The sequence below is a fragment of the Roseovarius tolerans genome (assembly GCF_028885395.1).
GTDB classification, from domain to species: Bacteria; Pseudomonadota; Alphaproteobacteria; order Rhodobacterales; family Rhodobacteraceae; genus Roseovarius; species Roseovarius tolerans.
Genome location: NZ_CP118494.1, coordinates 3,154,146 through 3,175,473 on the forward strand (window position 1 = coordinate 3,154,146; position 21,328 = coordinate 3,175,473).

A 21,328-nucleotide genomic window follows, 5' to 3' on the forward strand; every position below is an offset into this window, starting at 1 on the left:
TGGTTGCGCCTTGTCCCGATGCCGAAGTCGCACCAGCCCGAGCGCCAGCAGGCCGCACAGTTCGGTCCGACGTTCGGTGGGGGTCATCTGGTCGGATGGAAAGGGGTTGGGTCTTTTCATGTCTCGGGCAACCGTGATTGGTGGTGTCGTTACCAATCAAAAGCCACCTGCGAGCTTCATGTGGGACGTGCCGCGCTTGTCTTATGCTGATCCCGGCTCTTGTGCGAAGAAAGAGCCAGCGCGCGCTACGCGATTTATGGCGCGCGCTGGCGGTGGCTGGATCGTCACGGGCTTGGTCGTGATGGACCGTTTTAGAGTGTGATCAGCCATCGTCTTCGCCTGAGGCCTGAACGGATACAGAGCGGCGTAAAGCCCTCTACGACAAGCATAGGACACGCGAGGACAATGAAAGATACCATCGGAATCGACATCTCGAAAGCCACTCTCGACGCGCATCGTCTGATCGATGACGAAGCGCGGCAATTTGCGAACTCCCCAGCCGGCCTGCGGGCACTTCGTCGCTGGATCGGCACCAAAATGCCTGACTTGGTCATTTATGAATCGACTGGTGCCTATCACGCCGCCATTGAACGCAGCTTTGGCGGCGTCTTGCCTCTCGTGAAGGTGAACCCGCTGCAGGCGCGCCGATTTGCCCAGGCCCGCGGGACACGGGCAAAGACCGATGCCGTTGATGCGCGCGTTCTGGCCGCGATGGGTGCGGCTCTCGACCTTGCACCAGATGTCCCGGCAGGCAAAAATCAACACGACCTCAGGGAGTTGCAGATCGCCCGCATGGCCCTGATCAAGGAACGCACGCGATTGCTGAACCGGTCCAAAACGCAGTCCCTGACCGTGCTCAAACGCCAATCCAAGGCTCGCCTTGCGCAGATCAAGCGCCAGCTCGGCGAACTGGAAGACGCGCTGCTGGACCTCGCGCGCCAGTGCCCGAAACGCGCACGCGCCTTCGATATTCTGTGCTCGATCCCGGGGCTGGGCCGGATCACTGCGATCGCGATCCTCGTCGAATGTCCGGAAATCGGCACCATGACCCGCAAACAAATCACGAGCCTTGCGGGCCTTGCACCCATGACGCGGCAATCAGGACAGTGGCGAGGTAAGGCGTTCATTCAAGGCGGGCGCAAGTTCCTGCGCGACGCGCTCTACATGCCAGCGCTCGTCGCCGCCCGCTACAATCCGGATCTGCGGCAGAAATACCAAGCGATGATATCAGATGGAAAACCCGCAAAAGTCGCGCTGACCGCCCTCATGCGAAAGCTCATCGAGCTGGCCAACGCACTCGTCCGACAAGACCGCGAATGGACGCCAAAAACCGCTTGATCAAGACGGATACTCTAAGGCAGTCAACGAAAGCGAACAAGTGGAGAACATCGACCCTTGCGGAGGAAAGTTCCGTCAACGATTATCGGAGGTTGAATCAGGTAGAGAGCAAACATTCGTTGAGGTGATTTCATGGCGCGCAAAGCAATTCCGGTCGGTCCCCATACTCACGGTCTTATCGAGGACGCACGAATTGACCTTGCGCGCGCCGTGCTTGCCGTTCGGGAAGGTGAAAACGAGCCTGAGTTCAATCTGCCCGAGGAAGTTCCAAATCCACTTGACGACGAAAGCATCAATGCATTTCGGCAAGAGATCATTGAAATCCTGTCAGAATTCGATCCTGACGAATTGCGGCCCGCCGAGCAGCGCTGTCGCAGGATCCGTGCTCTTGCAGACAGCAAGGGCATTACATCCCTTACTACGATTGTCGATAAGCAGTTCAGCGAAGAGCAAGTTCGGGAAATCAATTCACAACCTGATCCACTCTGCAGAAGCATCTGGGCGTTTCTGAACGCACGCCAAACTTTCGAGGATGCCGAGAGTTTTCATTTCGCCCGGCAATTCAGGGATTACGGCAAGCTTTACGATGCTTTCGAAGTGGAACTTGAAAAGGCTGTCGCGCTCGATTCGGGATCCATCGACGAAATGGCATTGGCGGCCAAAATCACGAAGGTCCTTGAACTCAAGACCAACTGCACGGTCAAGGCGCTCGATCTGCCTGCTACGACTGCGCACCCTGCATCGATCATGCTGATCGTGCGGCACGGCGGGCCGCTTTCGAGCGTATATGACCACCGGGACGACGGGCGGCGGGGCACCATCTACTTCCGGCCGCCGAATGAGGCGACACTCATTTACACGCCGTCAATGCGCCAGATCGAGGTCTGCGCGGATAGCCCCGTCGTTCGCCAGGAGGTTGCCGGATCGTTTGCCGAGATCGCACTTGGCCATGACGTTTCTCAGAAGCCGTTGACCTGGAAGCGCTACAATCTCTCGCGATTCCGCTCATCGCTGCGGCTGGATGTCCCCAGAATCGATGGCTACGAGATTAAATTCGCCCGCGTGCTCGAGGCGGAAGTCCGGCTTGGCACATGGAGCCGAAAGCTGCTGCTCAAGGTCGCGGTCGACGACGACATAGTGGATGTGGCCGATCGCTATTTGAGGCCCAACAATATCTTCCGCCGCGCGGACGGTTTCAGCCGAATTGGGATCGCAATCTCCTACAACCGGGTCGGCGATGAAAAAGAGCGCACACTCAACATCACGATCTCTGGCACAAAGAGCTGCAATCTCCAAAGCAACAAGGATCCTGAAGAACGCAACCTCGGGTTTGCACTGCTCGATGCGTGGGGAATTCTGAGCGCCTTTCAGCAGATCGACCCGAATGATCTGCGGGCGATGTTCCCGCAGCTGATCGATCTCCACGACCGAACCGAGGACGAGGTCAGCGGGGCATACCTGCGCGAACTGGGTCTGGACCCTGATCGCCTTATCCAAGGCGGCCTGCTGGAGCGTCGCGGCCGACAGGATGTCGTGCTGATCGATGACGATGATGTGGGCGGCGAAGCTGTGATCAAGCCATCTGCAAGAGAAGGGATGGTCCGGACCGAGGGCGCGTTCGGGGAGGACGGAGGCGAGCGGCCAGCGTCCGATCTGGAAATGTATGAGATTAACCGGCAATGGCTGCACGAGACGGTCGTATTGCTGATCAAGCCGTTGTTGACCAAGCGTGCATCGCAAATCCTCGATCCTGATCTGACTCTTCTTGGCGCAATGCAGATCGGTGGGGCCGAGGTGCCCGTGTATTTCGGGCGGCGTCTCTACGACCTGAAGACTCTGGAAAGGTTGGATCTGGCCCTGCGGGCGCGAAACCAGGCCGGTGTCGGGATCGTGCTGGCTGCAAGTACAGAGATGCCGTCACACCTCGGGCCGAATGTAGTAGTGCCCCTATTGTCGAATCTGTCGCCGGAGGAAGCGGAGATCGTGCTCGCGCGTGATGGTCTGGAGCTCGCGTTCCGCAACAACTTCTCACTCGCGCGCGGCGGTGCGACACCGCAAGTGCTTCGGTCTGGCAAACAATCGGCGACGCTGCACGTGCCGGGCAAGGATGCACTGGCTCTCGTTGGCGCCGATCAGATCACGATTTTCGAACGTCTCGTGGACGCGAACAAGGCTGGCAGCCCCGATAAGCAGGTCAAGGAGCTGATGGATGGGTTGGGTTCACGAAGCCCCCAGCAAGCTTTCCGGAAGGCAGCATGGGAGAGCATACTGAACAATTACATCAGCAAAGGTGCCAAACGTGGCTACTGGCGCTTGGTCGTTGATACGCCGATAGAAGCCCCCGTCTAACGCCGGTCTAACATGTCGTGCGAGACGGTCTAACAAACCGCTGATTATTGGAAAGGCTCACTCATCAGAGGAGCATTCCATGCCGACTCCCGACACTTCCCGCCAGCCAGCCCAGATCAGCTGGACCGGTGGCGCAAAATCAAAACCCACCCCTTTGAGCCCGGAATGGCGCTGCACGCGCTGTAACAAGCTGCTCGGCGTCTGCCGGGACGGCCGCATGCATCTGCGTTTCGCGCGGGGGCACGAGTATTTCGTGGGCTTTCCGGTCGTGGCCACCTGCCGCGGCTGCGGAACGCTGAACCAGGCGACATCACCCGCGCGCTAAGGCGCGCATCTCACCATTTCCCTGAAATCGCAGAGACGCACGACGTCCTGACCTGGCCACAAAAAGGCGCTGGACGCCTGGCCGCAAGGCAGGCGTCCAATGTCTATCGCGTGGCACGAGATCCGTGATCACCTCATGTTTTCTTCATCAACTCTCGGCTTTCAAAACACCTTCGATGCTCTGCGGCACAGCAGCGAACTGCTCGCGCATTTCGCTGATCCCGCCGCTTTGCTGGACACGCTGCACGTCGGTGGCCGTGCGCCGGACGAGAAAAACCGGTTGCTGGCTGCACTGGTCGGGGCCGCACAGTCCGGCGGCGCGGCCTCCGATTGTGTCCTGACGCTGATGCTTCTGGCGCTTTGGCCGGGGCTGGATGCCGTTCGGCGCAGATCGATCTGGCGCAGGATCGGCACCGGCGACGAAGTTGCATCCGAAATCCTTGCACGAGCTTCCGAGGCCATTCGGAGTCTGGATCTGCAGCGCGTCAATTGGATCGCAGCAACCATCCTGCGGAACATCGAGCGGGACCTGATCAGAACGCGTCAGCGTGAGGACAGGCAGCAGAGCCTGCGCAGCGATATCGATCCCGACGATATCCCGATTGACGGGGGAGTGTCACAGGCCACTGCCAGCCCCGGACTGCTCCACGGCGATCTGGTCCGCATCATCGGCACGGATGCGGATCTGGTGATCCGTGTGGCCATCGACGGTTTCTCCCAGGCCGAGGTCGCATCCGAGATGGGGCTGTCCGAGGCGGCGACGCGCAAACGATATCAGCGGGCGACCCGGCGTCTGCGCGACGTCCTGCAAGAATTTCGCTGACCGGATGTCCCGATCCCTGCAGCGCGGTGGCTTTTCCCATTCAGACGCCACCGCGCGCCCCACTCAAACCGAAAGTCGACCAGCATGATCAGCAAAGCCGACCTCTTGTCCGCAGACCTCAAGCGCATCCCCGGCCTCTACCGCCGCTGGGAGTTGCCGGAAATCCTGAAGAACCAGCGTGCCTACCGCATCGAAAATGCCGGTTCCCATCAGGACGGGACGCCTCTCGTGGCGGTCTACGCCGACGCCGAAGCGGGCCAGCCGGACGACCAGCACAACGCCTCAAACCAAGACACCGAAGCGGTCTCGGTCCCGCTTGGGACGATGTCGCGGCGGCCTGAGTAGAGGGAAAAGGAGGAGATCATGTTCATGGGAACCACACCCTTCATCACGGTTCGCGCCAGTCGACCGCTGTCCGAGATCGAGTTCTGCGCATGGGTGGCGCAGGCCGTTCCCGGCGACCGGCTGGAATACCATCGCGGCTTTCTGGTGCTCGATACCTTTCCGGCGATCTCGCACCTGCCGGATGCGCAGCGCGTCGAACTGGCCAAGCTGGGAAGCCGCGCCTTCTGGGCCGCCGAACAGGGCCTCGTGCACCTGGTGCAGGAGCGCATCGACACAGATCGGTTCGCCTACATCGCCGTCGCCCGCCCCAGGCCGAAGGCCGCCACCGCATCGCTGTCCGCGCTGCTGCTCGACGCGCAGGCGGCGTGACCCTCCCTTCCGGACCCAACACGCAAACCAAGGAGGCACAAATATGCCGTTTTCAGAAAACACCCCCACGCCGGATGATCTCCAGGCGCTCAGCGCGGCCGAGATCGCGGCCTTGCCGGTCGAACTGCTGGCCATCCTGCAGCACGAGATCGATGCGCGGCTCAAACGCGACAAGGCCGCCAAGGCCCGGCTCGATGCCGGTCTCGCGGTGCGCTACGCCGATCGCGCTGCTGAGGAACGGCAGGCCGCAGGCAAGGACACGGGCACGACGCGCTTCGATGACGGTGATTTCACCATCGTGGCTGACCTGCCCAAGCGGGTCGATTGGGATCAGGACAAGCTCGCCGCGATGGTCGCGCGCATTCGCGATGCCGGTGACGACCCCGCACAATATGTCGACATCGCCATCAAGGTGCCGGAGCGCAAATACGCGGCCTGGCCCGACGCGATCCGGAAAGGCTTCGAGCCCGCGCGGACCGTGCGCACCGGCACGCTCAAGGTCGAGCTTCTCTCTCAGGGAGGCGATCAATGAGCCTGCGCATTCTCACCGCCGATGAGCGCCTGCGCGAGGCGCAGGGCAAGACCACCATGGCGATCTTTGGCCCGAGCGGGGGTGGCAAGACGACCCTCCTGACCACCATGCCCGAGGAGCAAACCGTCTGCCTCGACTTTGAAGCGGGTCTCAAATCGGTGCAGGGCTGGAAAGGCGACAGCATCTCGATCCGTCGCTTTGCCGAAGGCCGCCGAGAGCCCGATCCTGCAGCTGGCCAGGGGCATAGGTCGGGGCGCTGCAGAACACCCTTCGGCTGCCGAGATGGATGAAGATCAGCACATAGGCCGTCCTTGGCCCACGGAGCGTAAACACGGTCTTTGAGAAGAAATCGCAGGCGACCATGCTTTCCATGTGCGCACGGATGAATGTGGTCCACGGCAGGGCCGGTTTCTTTTTTCGCCTCTCTGGGCTCGGGTGGATGCCCGCCTCGTTCAGGATGCGTTTGACGGAATTGGCACCGGCATAGAGCCCCAGCTTTTTCAGTTCCCCCGCGATCCGCTTGTACCCCCACAGGAGGTTTTCTGATCCGATGCGAGTGACGACGTCGCGCAGCTCTTGCGTCAGGCGCGGCCGTCCCACCGCTTTGAAGGGGCGTCCATCGCGCATCTGGGCAAGCCAGCGCTTGTAGGTCGCTGGCTTGGCGACTTCCAAGAGCCCGTCGATATCGTGCCCGCACTCCGTCCCGATCCGTAGCAGCTCGGCCTTTTCGGCGGGCGACAGGATAATCCTTTGCGTCGGGATGCGGGCGCGCAGGATGGTGATCTGGGCCTTCAGCAGCCGCAGTTGCGCGTTGTGCCGCGGCATGAAGAATTGGGTCAGGAAGACCAGAAGGAGGGAGAAGGTCGAATTCATCTTGCCGGGCTCCACCACGGTCTTTAAAAACATGCCGCTATGTCAACGTGATGGGGCTCGCTTACATTTTGGCACCCCTCTCAGGGAAGGCCAAAAGCGCCTGGGCCTGCGGATGACCGCCATCAAACCCGGGCCTGGGATGTGACGGGGACTTTGCTCTCCCGCAGGTCCACGCGATCGCGATGCGCCAAGCCGCTGAGCAGTGTAACGACACCCTTCCGGGCCAACGCAAAAGCATCGCGCAGCAATTCGCTCAAGCGCGCATTGGCTACCTCTGACACGAGAGAGAGTTAGCGGCCAGGTTGGCTCCCTCTGCCACCTCAGCCGCCGCCCGCGCCTTCAGCCCTCGACGTTGCGGGCCTGTGTCCGCTTGAAGTCACGGCGCGCCAGCCAGATCGACAGCCCGAGGAACGCCATGGTGAGAATATAAAGCGTGACCGATATCGGGCTGGCGATCAAAACGCCCCAGTCGCCATCCGAGATCGACATGGCACGGCGCAGATTGCGCTCCATGTCGCCGCCCAGCAAAAGTCCCAGCACCAATGGCACGAGACTGACATCAAGCTTGCGCAACAGATAGCCCAGCACTCCGAACGCAATCATCAACTGCAGATCGAAGCCCGAGTTCGAGATCGAAAAGACACCGACGAAGCTGACCGCCGCGACGATGGGCATCAGCGCCCAGGTGGGCACGATCATCAGCCGGCTGAACAGGCCGATCATCGGCAGGTTCAGGACCAGCAGCGCCACGTTGGCCATGTAGAGCGACGCGACCAGCCCCCAGACCAGATCAGGCTGGCGTTCGAACAATAGCGGCCCTGGCTGTACGTTCAGCGAAATCAGCATCGCGAGCATCACCGCCGTCGTTCCGGACCCGGGCACACCCAGAGACAACATCGGAATCAGCGCCCCGCCCGAGGCCGCGTTGTTGCCCGCCTCCGGGGCGGCGACGCCGCGCGGGTCGCCCTTGCCGAAGGTGCCGTCCTTGTCGCTGGTCTGCTTTTCCATCGAATACGCCATGACAGAGCCGAGCGAGGCTCCAGCACCGGGCAGCACCCCCGCCACAAACCCCACGACCGACCCTCGCAGGATCGCCCATCGCGTGAACCAGATGGTACGGACATCCGGCAACCAGCTGTCCAGCCCGATGGGCTTGGCCCGGTCGACGGCCGCCTTTTCCAGCAGCATCAGGATCTCGGAGAGCGCGAACAATCCGACCAGCGCGACGATCGGGTCGACACCGTCGTAGATGTGATAATTCTCGAACGTATAGCGCGGGATACCCGAGATCGGGTCCAGCCCGATCGTGGCGATCATCAGCCCCAGCAGGGCCGAGATCAGCGTCTTGCGGGGGTCCACGCCGGCGATGCCGCCGATGGTGATGAAGGCCAGGACGTATAGCGCAAAGTAATCCGCCGGTCCGAAATGGATCGCGGCACGCGCCAGAACCGGCGCGAACAGCGTCAGGCCGATCACCGCGACCGTGGCGCCAAAGAACGATGCCACGCCGGAAATCGCCAGCGCATCCGCCGCTCGGCCTTGCTGCGCCATCGGGTAGCCGTCGAGCGTGGTCATCACCGCCGGCTCGTCACCGGGGATGTTGAGCAGGATCGAACTGATCCGCCCGCCATACATCGCCCCGAAATAGACCGAAGACAGCAGGATCAGCGACGATGTGGCGTCGAACCCGAAGGCGAAGGTCAGCGGGATCAGGATCGCCACGCCATTGACCGGACCGAGACCCGGAAGCGCGCCGATCAGCGTGCCGGAAAAGCATCCCAGCAGCAGCAGCGCGATGTTCAGCGGGGTCAGCGCGACGGCAAAGCCGCCGGCCAGAAGGGAAAGGGTTTCCATAAGCGCACCTTGTGCTGCGTGTCGTTGTGCTGCGTGTCAGTCGAACCAGCGGCCGAGAAAGGCCAGCGGCAGCCCCAGAATCTGGTCGAACAGCGCCCACAGAGCGGGTGCGAATATCGCAGCGAGGATCAACGCGCGAAGCGGCGCCCCGCCCAGCACGATGCCGATGCCCAGGATCAGGCCGAACGTCGCGAGCGGAAAACCCAGATCGCGCAGCAACAGCGCATAACCCAGCAGGATGGCCAGCGCGGCCACCTGCCGCAGCATGTGGGGCGGGTCGGGCCATTGGACCTGTCCGATCGGAAACACCACCAGCGAGGCCGACAGGATCATCGCCGGGATGCCCACGATCACGGGAAAGACGGATGGGCCCAGCACGTCGCCGAAGCTGGCCGTGTAGTCGCGCCCGTACCAGGTATAAAGCGCCGCGATCATGAAGATCGCGACGCCGGCCAGTCTGACCGTCATTCAATCACGCCGATATCGCGCGAAATGTCCTCCATGACCTGCGCCTCCTCCATGACGAAGTCGGAGAACTCGGCGCCGCCGCGCCAGATCGGGATCAGCCCGGATTCGACGGCCGCGGTCTGCCACGCCTCGGAATTGTACAGCGTCTCGAGGTCGGACACCCATTCGTCGTAGGCCTCGTCCGACACCTCGCCGCCGGTGTAGAGGCCGCGCCAGTTGTAGCCGGTCACGTCGATGCCCTGCGATTTGGCGGTCGGGATGTCGGGAAAGGCCGGGATCGGATCGTCCGACAGCGCGGCGAGGATGCGGATGTCGCCCGACTCGACGAAACCCGCGATCTCGCCCAGATCGGTCGACACGACGTCGATCTGGCCGCCCATCATCTGCGTCACCGCGTCGGTGCCGCCGTCGAACTGCACCCAGCGCACGTCGCCCAGCGTGTCGAGCCCGCCTTCACGCGCGACCATCAGCAGGCGGATGTGATCCCAGCCGCCGGCGCCCGACGATCCCGCCGTCACCAGCGAGCCCGGATCCTCCGCCAGCATCTCGGTCAGCTGCCCGAGCGACTCGATCGGGCTGTCGTCATCCACTGCGATCACGCCCACATCCGCGCCCAGCATGGCCAGATAGCGCATCGTGTCGACCGGCGCAGGATAGCGCCCTTGCGCGATCTGCGTGATGCCGACGGTCGACGTGGCGACGATCAGTTCCTCGTCGGCCGGCCGCTCGGTTGCGACCATGGCAAAGGTCACCGCACCGACGCCGCCCGGCATGTTCGTGACCTGGACATTGCCCTCCACAAGGTCCAGCTCCGTCAGAATGCGGCCGATTGTGCGGCAGGTGAAATCCCAGCCGCCGCCCGGCGCCGACGGCGCGATGCATTCGGTGGCCGATGCCGGGGCGCCGAACGTTACTGCCGCGCTCATCGCGGCTACCAGCGTCGCCGAAGTGGTCGTGAAAATCTTCATAGCTCCATCCTCCCTTGGATTCCTTCATAAAATGACAGTTGACGCCGCTTTGCAAGTGGTCGCGACGGGCCGCGGAATTTGAAACCGTGCACCGCCCGGCAGGGACCGGATCGCGCGGGATGGATCCGGTAGGCTGAACGCCGGTGCTCAAGGCGCCTCTCTTGCCGTGGGCGCGGAATCTTGGCATCTGTCGGCAGAGGCCCGGCCGGGTGCACGCATCACGCGGTGCCCGAAAGCGTGACCCGAAAACGTGAAAGGAACCGCAATGGCCACCGTAGCCCCCGTGCCGCAGGGCACCCGGATCACCATATGCGAGGTTGGCCCCCGTGACGGGTTCCAGAGCGAGAAGACGTTCATCCCGACGCAAAAGAAGATCGAGATCGCCAACGCCCTGTTCGCTGCAGGGCTGCGTCACATGCAGATCACGTCGTTCGTCAGTCCGCGCGCCGTGCCGCAATTGGCCGACGCCGAAGAGGTCCTGGCCGGTATCGACCGCCCCGAAGGCGCCTGGGTGACCGCGCTGGTGCCCAACCTGCGCGGTGCAGAGCGCGCGGCCGGCGCGGGCGTGGACGCGGTGCATACGGTCCTGTCGGCCTCCGAGACACACAACCTCAAGAACCTCAACCGCCCCGTCGATCAGTCGCTGGCGGAACTGGACGCCGTGTTCGACGTGCTGTCCGGGGCCGGTATTGTCGTCGAAGGCGGGATCGCCACCGCCTTCGGCTGCCCCTTCGAAGGCATCGTGCCGCCCGAACAGCTGGCGCGCATCGCCAGGCGGTATCAGGATCTTGGCGCCACCAGCGTGTCGCTGGGCGACACGACGGGCATGGCGACGCCACTGACCGTGCAGGCCGCCATCCGCGCCATCCGCGACGCCGCGCCGGGGCTGGAGATTCACCTGCATTTCCACAACACGCGCGGCGTCGGGCTCGCCTGCGTCATGACCGGGCTGGCCGAGGGTGTGACGCATTACGACGCGGCGGTCGGCGGCCTTGGCGGCTGTCCCTTCGCCGCCGGCGCCACCGGCAACATCTGCACAGAGGATCTGGCCTATCTGCTGCAGGAAAGCGGCTATGAGACCGGCGTGGACCTGGACCACCTGATCGACGCCGCGGCGTTGGCGCAGGATGTCATCGGACGCGCGCTGCCCGGGCAGCTGCTCAAGGCCGGGCCGCGCCTGAAACGCCATGACCCGGAGCTGACCCTGACGGCCGAAGGATGAGCGCGCTTCCCTTGTCCGGCGTGAAGGTCATCGACCTGACGCGCATCCTTTCCGGTCCGTTTTGTTCGATGATCCTGGGCGATCTGGGTGCCGACGTGATCAAGATCGAGGCGCCAGGCGGGGATTCCGTGCGCAAGCAGGGGCATATGGTCGAAGGGCTGTCGTGGTATTTCGCCGGCTTCAACCGCAACAAGCGATCGATGGAGCTGAACCTGCGCGCGCCTGAAGGCATCGCCGTGCTGGAACACCTGCTGGCCGACGCCGACATCCTGACCGAGAATTTCCGCCCCGGCACACTGGAAAAGATGGGCCTGACCGAGGCGCATCTGGAACAGATCAACCCCGATCTGATCGTCGTCAGCGTCAATGGCTACGGCTCCACCGGTCCTTATGCCGACCGCCCGGCCTTCGACTTCATCGCGCAGGCCATGTCGGGCTACATGGCCACCAACGGTACGCCCGAAACGGGGCCGCTGCGCACCGCGCCGCCGATCACGGATCTGGTCGCCGGGCTGTACGCCGCGCTGGGGGCCGTGGCGGCGCTGCGCGGCCGCGAGCAGGGCGGCCCGGCGCAGCGGGTCGAGGCGTCGATGATGATGTCGATGATGTCGATGCTGGCCTATCTGTCGTCGAACGCGCTGGCGACCGGGCGCGATCCGGTGCCCACCGGCAACGACCATCCCATCGCCTCGCCCTACGGGCTGTTCCGCGCGTCGGATGGCGACATCGCCGTCGCCCCCTCGACCGAGGTGATCGTGCGCCGCTTTCTGGCCGAGCTGGGGCTGGAACACCTGTTGTCGGACCCGCGCTTCGAGACCAACGCCCTGCGCTTGAACAACCGCGTCGCACTCAATGCGCTGATCGACGCGGCGCTGGCCGATGGCACGCAAGACGACTGGATCGCGCGGCTGAACAGGGCCGGCGTGCCCTGCGGCCGGGTGCAATCGCTGACAGAGGCGCTGACCGATCCGCAGGTCGCCGCGCAGGACATGGTGCTGCGCGTGCCCCATCCCGGCCGTGGCAGCGTCGGGATGACCGGCTTTCCGATCAAGTTCTCGCAAACGCCGCTCGGCGTGCGCCATCCCACGCCTGAGCTGGGCGCCCAGGGCCCGGAGATCCTGCGCGCAACGGGCTACAGTGAAGCGCAGATCGCGACGTTGATCGCGCGCGGGGTTCTGGGCAACGGAAACGAGCCTGTTGGATAGCCGCTTCGGCGCTCTCTCTGCCGTCGAGGGCCATGTCCGACGTCAGAACCACAGCCATGATCGGCTTTGTTGATGGCGTGGATGCCCCCTCCCGACGGCATCGCAATGTGCCAATGTGATGAGTGTTGAAGCCATCACAAAAGGAGAGAGCATCCATGTCCGAGGTTACCATCATCGGAATCGATCTGGCAAAACGTGTCTTCCAGCTTCATGGCGCGCGCTACAACGGATCAGTCGCTTTTCGCAAGAAGCTGTCCAGGGGTCAGCTATTGGCGTTCATTGCTCGGCATCCCAAGTGCGTTATCGCCATGGAAGCATGCGCGACAGCACATGGCTGGGGTCGCGAGTTCGGGAAGCTGGGGCATGAGGTCCGCTTGATCCCGCCAGTCTATGTGAAGCCTTTCGTCAAGCGTCAGAAGAACGACGCCGCCGACGCCGAGGCGATCGTTGAGGCAGCGTTGCGTCCGACCATGCGCTTTGTCGCGGTGAAGACGGAAGATCAGCAGGCCCGCGCGATGCTGTTTCGAACACGGCAGATGTTCGTGGGGCAGCGCACCCAAATGATAAACGCCTTGCGCGGACACCTTGCCGAGCATGGTCTGGTCGCCGCGCGAGGGCCTGCCCATCTCAAGCGGCTTGCGGACGCGATTGCAGAGGATGACACCTCGCTGCCTGACGAGGTTCGAGAACTCGGACAGATGTATCTGGAGCAGATTGATGGCCTGTCCGCTCGGATCGCAGAGCTTGACGGGAAGATGAAGCGCGCTGCCAAAGAAGCCAATCTGGCGCGTCGGGCGCAAACCATGCCTGGGGTCGGCCCTGTCACGGCTTTGGCGATCGAAACATTTGCACCTGACTTGGCCACCTTCAAGCGTGGACGTGATTTTGCTGCCTGGCTCGGGCTCGTGCCGAAACAGCACTCGACTGGCGGGAAAGCACGGCTCGGGAAGACATCGAAAATGGGCCAGCGCGATATCCGCACGCTTCTGGTGTCCGGCGCCATGGCCGTTCTTCAGGCGGTTGAGCGGTTTGATACGCCGAAAAACGGCTGGCTGAAACGTCTACTGACCCGCAAGCCACGTATGGTCGCCGCCATCGCGTTGGCGAAGAAGATGGCGCGTGCCCTGTGGGCGATGCTGACGAAACAAGAGGATTACCGGAACCCGGTGGCGGAGTTGGTCTGAGCGCACCGCGTTTACCAGTCCGTCCCGGCACGTCGGGGTGTGAGGAGGTCATTGAACCGTAAGGGCAAAGGATCGAAAAGATCCGGGTCAGAGAAAGCAGTCTTTGTGCAGGAGCCAACGAGCTCGGTTTGTTGATATGCTTCTGATCCGCGCATCGCCATACCGGCCAGCGGCCATGTCAGCGCCGCAGAGAAAAGGCCTGATACATGACCGCACCCGATCACACGCTCGAACCGTTCAAAAACCACTTGCACCAACGGGGGCATCCATACATGCACAAAGCGCGTGAGGGATTCATGTCGCGAATCCAGTGTGGTAGCTGGGCGACATGAGCAGACCCACACCCCCAACCTACAAGACCAGGAACTGGCCGGCCTATAACGAAGCGCTCAAGCGCCGTGGCTCGCTGACAGTCTGGTTTGACCCGGAGATGATCTGGGAGGCTGCGCCGACCGGTAAGCGCGGTCGGCAGCAGACCTACAGCGACACCGCTATCCAGACATGCCTGACGATGAAAGTGTTGTTCGGCATGGCGCTACGCCAGACCACGGGCTTCGTTGAAAGCTTGCTGCAACTGGTTGGCTTGGACTGGGCGGTGCCGGACTTCAGCACGCTTTCCCGTCGCCAGAAGACCTTGGCAGTAAACATCCCATATCGCGGCTCCCAGGGTCCGCTGCACCTTTTGATCGACAGCACCGGGATCAAGGTCGAGGGCGAAGGCGAGTGGCACGCCCGCAAGCACGGCGGCCCCAAGCGACGGGTCTGGCGCAAGATCCACCTCGGGATCGACGAGCAAACATTGGAGGTTCGGGCGGTCGAGATTACCGGCAGCCACATCGGCGATGCACCAATGCTACCTGACCTGCTCAGCCAAATCCCGGCGGACGAAGAGATCGGGAGCGTCACGGCTGACGGTGCCTACGACACCCGCAAGTGCCACGACGCCATCGCCGACCGTGGTGCACATGCCGTCATCCCGCCTCGCAAAAACGCCAAGCCGTGGAAGACCGTCACCGCGGGTGCAATGGCCAGAAACGAGGCCCTGCGAGCTTCGAAATACCTCGGCCGCGCGATCTGGCGAAACTGGAGTGGATACCACCGCCGAAGCCGCGTCGAGACCAAAATGCACTGCGTGAAAATGCTGGGCCAGCGCCTCATGGCGCGGGGCTTCGATCGTCAGGTTGCGGAAGTCCAAGTCCGCATCCTCGTCATGAACGGCTATACCGCGCTCGGCATACCCATAACTGAGCCCGTAGGATGAGTCTGTCTGGGGAAAGGGGGGCGTCTGGCCTTCAACCAATTTGTGCAACAGAGTCCCTGACGGGCACCAATGACCCGTCACGGACAAATACGGGTTTTCGACGTTTTTATGGTTCTTCAATTGTTTAACGGAGAAGGACGTCAAAATGCGCGTGAAGATGGGCACAGTTGTGCCGAAAATGGGCACATTTGTGCACTTGGTCGAAGAACCAACCGATTATAGAAAGGCCATGGCGCTGGCTCTGCACGAAGAACTGGGCGAAACGCACCGCGCGATCAAGATGGCCATGCGCTGGACTGGGGCCAGCGAACGCACCGTGAAGTACTGGTTCGCGGGCGAGCGGGGGCCGAGCGGTGATCATCTCATCGCCCTTGCGCGGCATTCGGATGCTGTGCTCTATGTTGTTCTCGCGCTTGCGGGCCGCATCATAGTTGATGAGTTCAACGGCCGAGGTGCGACTGACGATAGGCAGCCGTAAGGCGCAGCTGCTCTTGTTTTGCGTTCATTTTTGGTTATATTGAATACACTCAAGATGAGAGGTGCTGCGCCATGTCCCGAACAACAATGACCGTCCGCCTTGGTGGGGCTCTGAGTGATTTCGTGTCGGCCAATGTGGGCGACGACGGGTCGTACGAGAACGTCAGCGAATACGTTCGCGACTTGATCCGGCGTGACAAGGAACGGGCCGAAGTAGAAGCCTTTAACCGGTTGAAGGGCGAACTGACCCACGCGTTCGCCGCGCCGGAGGAATCCTATCAGTCGCTGACTGCGGCCGAGGTGATCGCCAGGAACCGGGCCTGACCCGGTGCCCGCCATCCGTATCCAAGAAGGGGCATCCCATCGCCTCGATGACATCTACCGCTTCACCCGGGACAGGTGGGGGGACGATCAAGCTGAGAAGTACATCACCGGTCTGTTCACCGCCTTCGACAAGATCGCCGCCCACGGAGTCGCGTCAAAGCCCATCCCGGCGGAGTTCGGCGTCGAGGGGTTCTTTTTTCGCTACGAACGCCATTTCGTTTACTGGCGCCACCTCTCGAACGGCGACATTGGCATTGTGACGATCTTGCACGAGCGAATGCATCAGATCGAACGCTTCCTCGATGATTTTGGGCATGGCTGAAAGCCCATTTCAAATGGGCGCAAGGTTTCGCGTTGACCCCTCGGGGTCCGACACTGGCACGGCATAGGGTTAGACGCTTCGGCAAGATGCACTCTGCACTTCGAGATCAAGTGCTTCGATATCGGAACTCCTATAGATCACGCGGCCTCCAAGCTATAGATAGCGAGGGCCTTCTTCGACCGATCGAATGCGCCTGTCTGGCTCGGCGGCAACTGACAGGTGCGGGATCGGGCTGTCATCTGTCTGGCCCACTTGACCTACCAGATGGGCACCATTGGTGGCGACTTCGAAAAGGGTGAAGCGGCGCGATCATTGATGGGCGGAGCGCGATGTATTATTATAGATTAAATAAAAACAATAACTTACAGGTGGAGAACGTCCGACGCCAGTCCCTCCCGCTCCGCCACTTGCCCTCGCGAAACCGTTCTCCCGATCCGGCTGCTGCCGGATTTTCTCGTTGTTTTCGAGGGTTATGCGGGAGGGGCTGAGCACTGGCCTAGTCGCCAGGAAGCCCGGAAGCGGTCTCTCAGGGCCGATATTCTCCGGACCTGATGACTGCGCCGATTTAGTGAATAGTTTGCAAGCTATTGGCAATACTGGATTTTATTGACGCCAAAGCTGAGCACTCCGATGCCGGTGGCTTTCGTGAGAAGGAACGGAAGTCGAACTTTCGCCATTAGCCCGGTTACCTCACGAGGCCTTTGCCATTGGCCATAACCGTTTGACGCGGGGCCCGCCCATCGTTGCGGCTGGACCGCGAATTTTGAACAGCTACAATGAGCGCTCCGAATGGTAGCAAGCATAACATGTTGCGGCTGGACCGCGAATTTTGAACAGCTACAATAGGGCAACGCACAGGCCGCAGGTGCTATCGTTGCGGCTGGACCGCGAATTTTGAACAGCTACAATTCGGACGGCACGATTGCGGGGTATGCCCGGTTGCGGCTGGACCGCGAATTTTGAACAGCTACAATACCCATGTCAGCGCCTCAAACGCTGTTGCGTTGCGGCTGGACCGCGAATTTTGAACAGCTACAATGATCGGCGTGGCCGTAACCCCCAGCCCCTTGTTGCGGCTGGACCGCGAATTTTGAACAGCTACAATTTGTAGGGGCGACCCTTGGTGTTGCCGTCAGTTGCGGCTGGACCGCGAATTTTGAACAGCTACAATCGCGCCAAGGTTACGTTTTTCCACGTGCAAGTTGCGGCTGGACCGCGAATTTTGAACAGCTACAATTATCCGACCGCGCGCAATGTCAGCTTTGTCGTTGCGGCTGGACCGCGAATTTTGAACAGCTACAATACGCTTGATCCGATGATGGACGCAGTATCCGTTGCGGCTGGACCGCGAATTTTGAACAGCTACAATGGGCAGATCAGCCGCACCTATGCGCTGACAGTTGCGGCTGGACCGCGAATTTTGAACAGCTACAATACGTCACGCCGGATCCGCCTTATTGGTTGGGTTGCGGCTGGACCGCGAATTTTGAACAGCTACAATGCTTCGATCCAGTTTTGTGCTTCTGCGTAGTTGCGGCTGGACCGCGAATTTTGAACAGCTACAATAACCTGAAGGGTAACGAAAATGGTTACTACGTTGCGGCTGGACCGCGAATTTTGAACAGCTACAATGCGTGCCGCCGACAAGCCCCGAGACGGTGAGTTGCGGCTGGACCGCGAATTTTGAACAGCTACAATCGCCTGCCCCGGTAGTAAAGGGGAATAATAGTTGCGGCTGGACCGCGAATTTTGAACAGCTACAATGTCATGCAAAGCGATCTGTTTCCGTCCATAGTTGCGGCTGGACCGCGAATTTTGAACAGCTACAATACCCAGCAGCGCATTCAACGGGACGTTGGGTTGCGGCTGGACCGCGAATTTTGAACAGCTACAATGGACGCCACCATTGCCAACGTCGCATCGCTGTTGCGGCTGGACCGCGAATTTTGAACAGCTACAATCAACATCAACCCTATCGCCGACGACCCATGTTGCGGCTGGACCGCGAATTTTGAACAGCTACAATTCACTCGTTTTGGCATCGGTTACGCTCCTTGTTGCGGCTGGACCGCGAATTTTGAACAGCTACAATAACCAACGCCCTTCAGCTTGACACGGCAGGTTGCGGCTGGACCGCGAATTTTGAACAGCTACAATTATAGTCCCATTGTGTCTGGTGCGGTTTCAGTTGCGGCTGGACCGCGAATTTTGAACAGCTACAATGTCATATCAAGTCACCGTAAACACGCCAGCGTTGCGGCTGGACCGCGAATTTTGAACAGCTACAATATTGGCGTAATCGTCGGCCTCGATCTGGTCGTTGCGGCTGGACCGCGAATTTTGAACAGCTACAATTGCACGCCGTCCGAAACCGCCTCTTGCCCTGTTGCGGCTGGACCGCGAATTTTGAACAGCTACAATCTTCCGATTAAGGTAGGAAGGTTTGCAAACGTTGCGGCTGGACCGCGAATTTTGAACAGCTACAATAACCAACGCCCTTCAGCTTGACACGGCAGGTTGCGGCTGGACCGCGAATTTTGAACAGCTACAATTATAGTCCCATTGTGTCTGGTGCGGTTTCAGTTGCGGCTGGACCGCGAATTTTGAACAGCTACAATACGATCCGCGCGCCTCAGTCAGCGTGGCTGTTGCGGCTGGACCGCGAATTTTGAACAGCTACAATCCGGGTTGTCGGGGAATGCCGCCCGGAATGGTTGCGGCTGGACCGCGAATTTTGAACAGCTACAATGAAAGGCTGATCCAGTAATCTCCATAGTCCGTTGCGGCTGGACCGCGAATTTTGAACAGCTACAATGCGGTGTCGGTGGGTTCTGTTGCACGGCTGGTTGCGGCTGGACCGCGAATTTTGAACAGCTACAATAGACACCAAGACCGGGCAACGCTTTGGCGAGTTGCGGCTGGACCGCGAATTTTGAACAGCTACAATGCAGGAAAAACGTCGTTGGGGTCAGTGTAGTTGCGGCTGGACCGCGAATTTTGAACAGCTACAATAATGTATAAAAGCCATCGTTTATAATTTACGTTGCGGCTGGACCGCGAATTTTGAACAGCTACAATGCCTTGGGCGACATGCTTTTATCGCTGGAGTTGCGGCTGGACCGCGAATTTTGAACAGCTACAATGGCTGTCAGCCATGCCACCCGACCCAGCAGGTTGCGGCTGGACCGCGAATTTTGAACAGCTACAATACAGGCCCCAGGCGATTGCCAAGGGTGAAAGTTGCGGCTGGACCGCGAATTTTGAACAGCTACAATAGGCACGTCAAAGCCTTCGTCAAACAATCCGTTGCGGCTGGACCGCGAATTTTGAACAGCTACAATGCCGCGTAAATCAATCTGCGATGTGGGCGGTTGCGGCTGGACCGCGAATTTTGAACAGCTACAATTTCAAAGCCAAGGCGTCTGGCGGCGATCTAGTTGCGGCTGGACCGCGAATTTTGAACAGCTACAATCGCACGCATGAGGGCCATGTGGTCTGCGGTGTTGCGGCTGGACCGCGAATTTTGAACAGCTACAATTCCAGTTTGGGTTGCGTTGAGTTTGAGTGCGTTGCGGCTGGACCGCGAATTTTGAACAGCTACAATTTGCTGAGATGACAGGCCACCGCGACAGGAGTTGCGGCTGGACCGCGAATTTTGAACAGCTACAATTCCCCCTAGAAAAAACCCTTTACTGCCAAGTTGCGGCTGGACCGCGAATTTTGAACAGCTACAATATTTAGCAATCATTTCGGCCACAGTTTCAGTTGCGGCTGGACCGCGAATTTTGAACAGCTACAATCTGACCTTTCGTCACATAAAAATGTGTTATGTTGCGGCTGGACCGCGAATTTTGAACAGCTACAATTCCGGCTGGACGTATGTGATGCTGTTTGCGTTGCGGCTGGACCGCGAATTTTGAACAGCTACAATAACGCCTGACTGCGTAACGCTGGCGGATGGGTTGCGGCTGGACCGCGAATTTTGAACAGCTACAATACAGGCTCGGGCAGGAATGTGGTGGCTTGAGTTGCGGCTGGACCGCGAATTTTGAACAGCTACAATACAGGCTCGGGCAGGAATGTGGTGGCTTGAGTTGCGGCTGGACCGCGAATTTTGAACAGCTACAATAGTGATTTTGATGTGTCAGTTCCGCGTGCTGTTGCGGCTGGACCGCGAATTTTGAACAGCTACAATCGCACGCATGCGGGCCATGTGGTCTGCGGTGTTGCGGCTGGACCGCGAATTTTGAACAGCTACAATTACACGGCGTTTTTCATTTGCAGCGGCCCGGTTGCGGCTGGACCGCGAATTTTGAACAGCTACAATGCGCGTCACATTATAACGTCTGACACTTTCGTTGCGGCTGGACCGCGAATTTTGAACAGCTACAATTATCCGACATGCGGCCTCAATCCCTGGCACGTTGCGGCTGGACCGCGAATTTTGAACAGCTACAATACGGTCGGCTGTCGGCCGAGCGCCGTGGCAGTTGCGGCTGGACCGCGAATTTTGAACAGCTACAATACGCACCGCGAGGCGTGCGACGATGTAAAGGTTGCGGCTGGACCGCGAATTTTGAACAGCTACAATCCATCGGGCAGGATTAACAACCCGCCCGAGTTGCGGCTGGACCGCGAATTTTGAACAGCTACAATAATCACCGCAAACTTACCGACAAACTGGTAGTTGCGGCTGGACCGCGAATTTTGAACAGCTACAATAGACCTCCGGCTAAGTCCTTGTGAAAGAAGAACTTAAACCGGAGGCTATTGGTTTTTCCCAGAGCGAATCGCATCAGAACATCACCAGTTGCTGCGGATTTTCGCGGGCCTTGCGGCGGTCCTGGTCCGAGAACTGCACAATATCACGATACTGGCGGTCGGTGAAGTTCAGGACTTGCACGTCACCGGCATCAGGCAAATGGCGTTCGATTCGGTTGACGCGGGTGGCAAAGGCCTCCTTGCCATTCACAAAGCGGGCGTAGACGGAAAATTGACTGCGCTCGAAACCTTCGTCGAGGAGAAAATTGCGAAACGCGGTCGCTGCCTTGCGCTGCGGCTTGGTGTCAGTGGGAAGGTCGAACATCACA

General features: G+C 60.3%; 19 protein-coding genes and 1 CRISPR repeat array. Of the genes, 14 read left to right on the forward strand and 5 right to left on the reverse strand.

Features of this window, described 5'->3' with window-relative positions; all coding sequences use genetic code 11:
* The first annotated feature begins 405 nt into the window (after positions 1-405).
* The 7 genes from PVU19_RS15650 (at position 406) to PVU19_RS15680 (ending at position 6,080) form a co-directional block, all read left to right on the forward strand.
* Entirely contained in the window at positions 406-1,338 is a 933-nt protein-coding gene (locus PVU19_RS15650; protein WP_050664513.1) for an IS110 family RNA-guided transposase, read from the forward strand.
* 132 nt (positions 1,339-1,470) lie between these two features.
* Complete coding sequence (locus PVU19_RS15655) at positions 1,471-3,687, forward strand: hypothetical protein (RefSeq protein ID WP_143535659.1); 2,217 nt, start codon at positions 1,471-1,473, stop codon at positions 3,685-3,687.
* A gap of 79 nt (positions 3,688-3,766) precedes the next feature.
* On the forward strand, positions 3,767-4,012 hold the full coding sequence (locus PVU19_RS15660; RefSeq protein WP_121096489.1) for a hypothetical protein: 246 nt from the start codon (positions 3,767-3,769) through the stop codon (positions 4,010-4,012).
* A gap of 99 nt (positions 4,013-4,111) precedes the next feature.
* Positions 4,112-4,834 (forward strand): RNA polymerase sigma factor, encoded by a 723-nt coding sequence (locus tag PVU19_RS15665; RefSeq protein ID WP_121096490.1) that lies wholly within the window; start codon positions 4,112-4,114, stop codon positions 4,832-4,834.
* Positions 4,835-4,918: 84 nt separating this feature from the next.
* The gene (locus tag PVU19_RS15670) at positions 4,919-5,179 is read left to right on the forward strand and encodes a hypothetical protein (RefSeq protein ID WP_183073547.1); all 261 of its coding nucleotides are present in this window, start codon (positions 4,919-4,921) and stop codon (positions 5,177-5,179) included.
* An 18-nt stretch (positions 5,180-5,197) separates the two neighbouring features.
* Positions 5,198-5,548, forward strand: coding sequence for a hypothetical protein (locus tag PVU19_RS15675; RefSeq protein WP_200812556.1), 351 nt, complete (start codon positions 5,198-5,200; stop codon positions 5,546-5,548).
* Positions 5,549-5,591: 43 nt separating this feature from the next.
* Positions 5,592-6,080, forward strand: coding sequence for a hypothetical protein (locus tag PVU19_RS15680; RefSeq protein WP_050664377.1), 489 nt, complete (start codon positions 5,592-5,594; stop codon positions 6,078-6,080).
* A 150-nt stretch (positions 6,081-6,230) separates the two neighbouring features.
* On the opposite strand, the gene PVU19_RS15685 is transcribed toward PVU19_RS15680, so the two are convergent.
* The 4 genes from PVU19_RS15685 to PVU19_RS15700 form a co-directional block, all read right to left on the reverse strand.
* Positions 6,231-6,953: a hypothetical protein gene (locus PVU19_RS15685; protein WP_235575903.1), complete on the reverse strand. Its 723-nt coding sequence runs from the start codon at positions 6,951-6,953 to the stop codon at positions 6,231-6,233.
* A 339-nt stretch (positions 6,954-7,292) separates the two neighbouring features.
* A complete protein-coding gene (locus PVU19_RS15690) occupies positions 7,293-8,807 on the reverse strand; it encodes a tripartite tricarboxylate transporter permease (protein ID WP_050664319.1) in 1,515 nt (504 codons plus the stop codon).
* A 36-nt stretch (positions 8,808-8,843) separates the two neighbouring features.
* On the reverse strand, positions 8,844-9,275 hold the full coding sequence (locus PVU19_RS15695) for a tripartite tricarboxylate transporter TctB family protein (RefSeq protein ID WP_082238001.1): 432 nt from the start codon (positions 9,273-9,275) through the stop codon (positions 8,844-8,846).
* On the reverse strand, positions 9,272-10,243 hold the full coding sequence (locus tag PVU19_RS15700; RefSeq protein WP_050664318.1) for a Bug family tripartite tricarboxylate transporter substrate binding protein: 972 nt from the start codon (positions 10,241-10,243) through the stop codon (positions 9,272-9,274). The genes PVU19_RS15695 and PVU19_RS15700 overlap by 4 nt, the downstream gene beginning before the upstream one ends.
* A 265-nt stretch (positions 10,244-10,508) precedes the next feature.
* On the opposite strand from PVU19_RS15700, the gene PVU19_RS15705 reads away from it, so the two are divergent.
* The 7 genes from PVU19_RS15705 to PVU19_RS15735 all read left to right on the forward strand — a co-directional run bounded on the left by PVU19_RS15705 (position 10,509) and on the right by PVU19_RS15735 (position 16,238).
* Positions 10,509-11,465: a hydroxymethylglutaryl-CoA lyase gene (locus PVU19_RS15705; protein ID WP_050664317.1), complete on the forward strand. Its 957-nt coding sequence runs from the start codon at positions 10,509-10,511 to the stop codon at positions 11,463-11,465.
* Positions 11,462-12,670: a CaiB/BaiF CoA transferase family protein gene (locus tag PVU19_RS15710; RefSeq protein ID WP_050664316.1), complete on the forward strand. Its 1,209-nt coding sequence runs from the start codon at positions 11,462-11,464 to the stop codon at positions 12,668-12,670. The genes PVU19_RS15705 and PVU19_RS15710 overlap by 4 nt, the downstream gene beginning before the upstream one ends.
* A gap of 155 nt (positions 12,671-12,825) precedes the next feature.
* On the forward strand, positions 12,826-13,854 hold the full coding sequence (locus tag PVU19_RS15715) for an IS110 family RNA-guided transposase (RefSeq protein ID WP_050664315.1): 1,029 nt from the start codon (positions 12,826-12,828) through the stop codon (positions 13,852-13,854).
* 328 nt (positions 13,855-14,182) lie between these two features.
* Positions 14,183-15,115 carry an IS5 family transposase gene (locus tag PVU19_RS15720; protein WP_050664314.1) on the forward strand — a complete coding sequence of 311 codons (933 nt, stop codon included), beginning with the start codon at positions 14,183-14,185 and terminating at the stop codon, positions 15,113-15,115.
* Between the two features lie 145 nt (positions 15,116-15,260).
* Positions 15,261-15,593 carry a hypothetical protein gene (locus tag PVU19_RS15725; RefSeq protein ID WP_050664313.1) on the forward strand — a complete coding sequence of 111 codons (333 nt, stop codon included), beginning with the start codon at positions 15,261-15,263 and terminating at the stop codon, positions 15,591-15,593.
* A 71-nt stretch (positions 15,594-15,664) separates the two neighbouring features.
* Complete coding sequence (locus PVU19_RS15730) at positions 15,665-15,916, forward strand: ribbon-helix-helix domain-containing protein (protein ID WP_050664312.1); 252 nt, start codon at positions 15,665-15,667, stop codon at positions 15,914-15,916.
* Between the two features lie 4 nt (positions 15,917-15,920).
* A complete protein-coding gene (locus PVU19_RS15735) occupies positions 15,921-16,238 on the forward strand; it encodes a type II toxin-antitoxin system RelE/ParE family toxin (protein WP_050664311.1) in 318 nt (105 codons plus the stop codon).
* 742 nt (positions 16,239-16,980) lie between these two features.
* A CRISPR array of direct repeats spans positions 16,981-20,960; the repeat unit is 36 nt; unit sequence GTTGCGGCTGGACCGCGAATTTTGAACAGCTACAAT.
* Positions 20,961-21,033: 73 nt separating this feature from the next.
* Here the strand turns inward: PVU19_RS15735 and cas2 are convergent.
* Complete coding sequence (gene cas2, locus PVU19_RS15740) at positions 21,034-21,324, reverse strand: CRISPR-associated endonuclease Cas2 (protein ID WP_274789806.1); 291 nt, start codon at positions 21,322-21,324, stop codon at positions 21,034-21,036.
* Positions 21,325-21,328 lie beyond the last annotated feature (4 nt).